Annotated in this window: 2 protein-coding genes and 1 pseudogene; 2 read left to right on the top strand and 1 reads right to left on the bottom strand. The window is 68.7% G+C overall.

Annotation, left to right across the window (positions count from 1 at the left end; all coding sequences use genetic code 11):
* Positions 1 to 760: pseudogene (locus ACDELDRAFT_RS20985) on the top strand (hypothetical protein); the annotation flags it as partial.
* Between the two features lie 214 nt (positions 761 to 974).
* The gene (locus ACDELDRAFT_RS20990; RefSeq protein ID WP_005800149.1) at positions 975 to 1,454 is read left to right on the top strand and encodes an OsmC family protein; all 480 of its coding nucleotides are present in this window, start codon (positions 975 to 977) and stop codon (positions 1,452 to 1,454) included.
* Positions 1,455 to 1,683: 229 nt separating this feature from the next.
* On the opposite strand, the gene ylqF is transcribed toward ACDELDRAFT_RS20990, so the two are convergent.
* Positions 1,684 to 2,637: a ribosome biogenesis GTPase YlqF gene (gene ylqF / locus ACDELDRAFT_RS20995; protein ID WP_005800151.1), complete on the bottom strand. Its 954-nt coding sequence runs from the start codon at positions 2,635 to 2,637 to the stop codon at positions 1,684 to 1,686.
* Between the last annotated feature and the right edge of the window lie 239 nt (positions 2,638 to 2,876).

Here is a 2,876-nt window from a genome sequence, read left to right on the forward strand (position 1 = left end):
CGCCCCGCCCGAGGCCCTGGCCGCCTGCACACAGGCCTGGCGCGGCGTGCTCGACTACCTGCGCAAGGCCGAAGGCCAGGCCCGCGCCGGCTACCCGCTGTGGCGACGCCTGCAGGCCGAGCTGACACCCGCGCGCATCGTGGCCTTTACCAGTGCGCCCCGCTTTGCCGAGCAGTACAACGACTGGTGGGACAGCGAGCGCAACGGCTGGTGGGAAGACGATGTCTGGGTGGGTGCACGCCAGCCCGGCATGCATGAGGGCCTGCCCTGCGGCCGGGCCCTCAAGCTGAGCTGGCGCAATGGCACCGAAGCCCCCGGCGATGCCGAAGACGATGCCCACGGCGCTTACCAGGCGGACCTGGACGAGGCGCGCGAAGGCCCCGCCGTGCTCGAGTGGACCTACGCCCAGCGCCAGAGCGATGCCCGCGCCCCCCTGCCGCGCTGCGCCGCCGACCACCTGGCCCGCCTGCTGCGCATGTACGCGCTGCTTGAAACACGCCTGCGCGAGGGCGCTGATCCTTCGGGCACGGACACCCCGGCGGGCGGCTGCGGTCCGCTGGTTTGTGGCGTACCATCGCCGCCAACGCCCCATCCCGGGGCCCACCCAGGAGCTTTCATGGCCAAAGGACAGATGCACAACAACAAGATGGCCAAGAAGCCCAAAAAGGACACTTCGCCACCCCGGGAAAGCCATGGCTCGGACCGCCCCACGCCCCCCATGACGTCCGTGATCCCGCGCGGCAAGGACAAGAACAAATAGCCGGCACCGGCGGCTGCTCTTGCCCGCAGCAGCCCATGCCACCGCGCCACAGGCCACGGCGCCGATGCCCCTCGGCGCGGCGCATGGACGCTGGTGATTCCCGCGTGGCGGCCGTCCCTGCTCGACCGGCACGCCGCTATGAATCGTATAGCTACAAATTCAGGCAGGATAAGCGCAACAGCCGCATTACTCCCTCAACTCATTACGTCACCACATGGCCCGATACACCGCTGAGATCATCTGGCAACGGGGCACGCAAGACTTCCTTGGCAACCGCTACAGCCGGCGCCATGTGATGCGCTTCGACGGGGGCGTGGAAGTGCCGGGCTCGTCTTCGCCGCATGTGGTGCCCCTGCCGCTGTCCGATGCCTCGGCGGTGGACCCTGAAGAGGCCTTCATCGCCTCGCTCTCCAGTTGCCACATGCTGTGGTTCCTGTCGATCGCGGCCCAGCAAGGGTTTTGCGTGGACAGCTACCACGACCAGGCCGAAGGCACGATGGCCCGCAATGCCGAGCGCCGCATGGCGATGACCCGTGTCACGCTGCGGCCCCATGCCGTGTTCAGCGGCGAGCGCCTGCCCTCGCCCCAGGACATCGCCCGCATGCACCACGAGGCCCATGAGGAGTGCTTCATCGCCAATTCGGTCAAGACCGAGGTGCTCTGCGAGCCGGTGCCGTCGAGCCCACCGGGCTGAAGCCACCCAACCGCCGCCTTGCGAAAACCGCGCCCAAGGCGCAAGCGTGAGTGGACGTGCGCACCACCGAGATCCAGCTCGGCGAACCGCTCCACGGTGAGCGCCCCCCACTCCGAGTTCATCACCAAGACCGTGTGGGTGGTTCGGCCGCGGCCTGCCGCCGGCACAGAGTGTCGCCGGGGCGAACCAATCCCTGCGCCCGCGGGGCGCGCCGGCGCAGGCGCCGAGGCTATTCGCCCTCGGCCGGTTGGCGGCTGCCAGGCTTCTTCTTGGCGCGGGCTTCCTTCTTGGCCTGGCGCTGCGCTTCCAGCACCTCGGCGGCAGCGCGCCAGGCTTCGAACTCGGACGGCGTCTCGAGCGTGATGCGCCCCAGGATGGCGGTGCGGAAGTCGGTCATCACGATCTCGGCGGCCTTTTGCAAATTGACGCGCCCGCCCCCCAGCATGGCACCGCGCTTGCGGCCAATGGCCTCGAGCAGTTCCTCATCGTGCATCCCGGCCACGGCGCCAGCGGGCAGGCCCAGCTTGTAGCGCGCTTCCAGCAAGGGGGCGTAGTTTTTCTGCAGACGGCGCAGCAGTTCCAGCGCCACCAGTTCCTCATCGTAGGCATTGCGGCCCACGGCGCCGCTGGCGGCGAGGTTGTAGCCGCTCTCGACCACGCTGATGCGCGGCCACAGCATGCCGGGCGTGTCCCACAGGTAGAAGTCGTCGGCCAGCGTGATGCGCTGCTCCAGCTTGGTGATGCCGGCCTCGTCGCCCGTTTTCGCCTGGCGCTTGTTCGACAGCGTGTTGATGAGCGTGGACTTGCCCACGTTGGGCACGCCGCAGATCAGCACGCGCATGGGCTTGGCCATGCCGCCGCGGTTGGGTGCAAGCTGGTGGCAGCCGTCGATGAGCTTGCGCGCGGGCGCGACCTCGGAGGCGTCGAGCGCCACGGCGCGCGTGTCGGGCAGCGCGTTGTACCAGGCCAGCCACAGCGCGGTGCGCTCGGGGTCGGCCACGTCCTGCTTGTTGAGCACCTTGAGCGTGGGCTTGTGGCCCGTCAGCTCGGCCAACAGCGGGTTGGCGCTGGAGCCGGGCAGGCGCGCGTCCAGCACCTCGATCACCACGTCGATGTCCTTGATGCGTTCGGTGATGGCTTTCTTGGTCAGGTGCATGTGACCGGGAAACCACTGGATGGCCATGGAGGTTCTTTCGTTCGTTCGGGGGCAGGCGGGGTGGCAAGGATAATCGCGTCCCGCACTTTCTCGCCCCAGCCCGCCATGCCCACCCCCCAACGCCGTTCCGCCAGCCCCGCCGACAAGGCCGACAAAGAGCTTCTGTTCAAGGGCGTGACCTGCGCCCTGATCGGGCTGGTGGTGCTGGTGGCGCCCTACGTGGCGCGGTCGCCCAGCGTGCAGGACATGATGGCGCGCTCGGCCCT

It is taken from the genome of Acidovorax delafieldii 2AN (assembly GCF_000175235.1).
Lineage (GTDB): Bacteria > Pseudomonadota > Gammaproteobacteria > Burkholderiales > Burkholderiaceae_C > Acidovorax > Acidovorax delafieldii_B.

Coding starts and splice junctions, on each gene's coding strand:
- ACDELDRAFT_RS20990 (WP_005800149.1), top strand. CDS start 975: ATGGCCCGATACACCGCTGAGATCATCTGGCAACGGGGCACGCAAGAC.
- ylqF (WP_005800151.1), bottom strand. CDS start 2,637: ATGGCCATCCAGTGGTTTCCCGGTCACATGCACCTGACCAAGAAAGCC.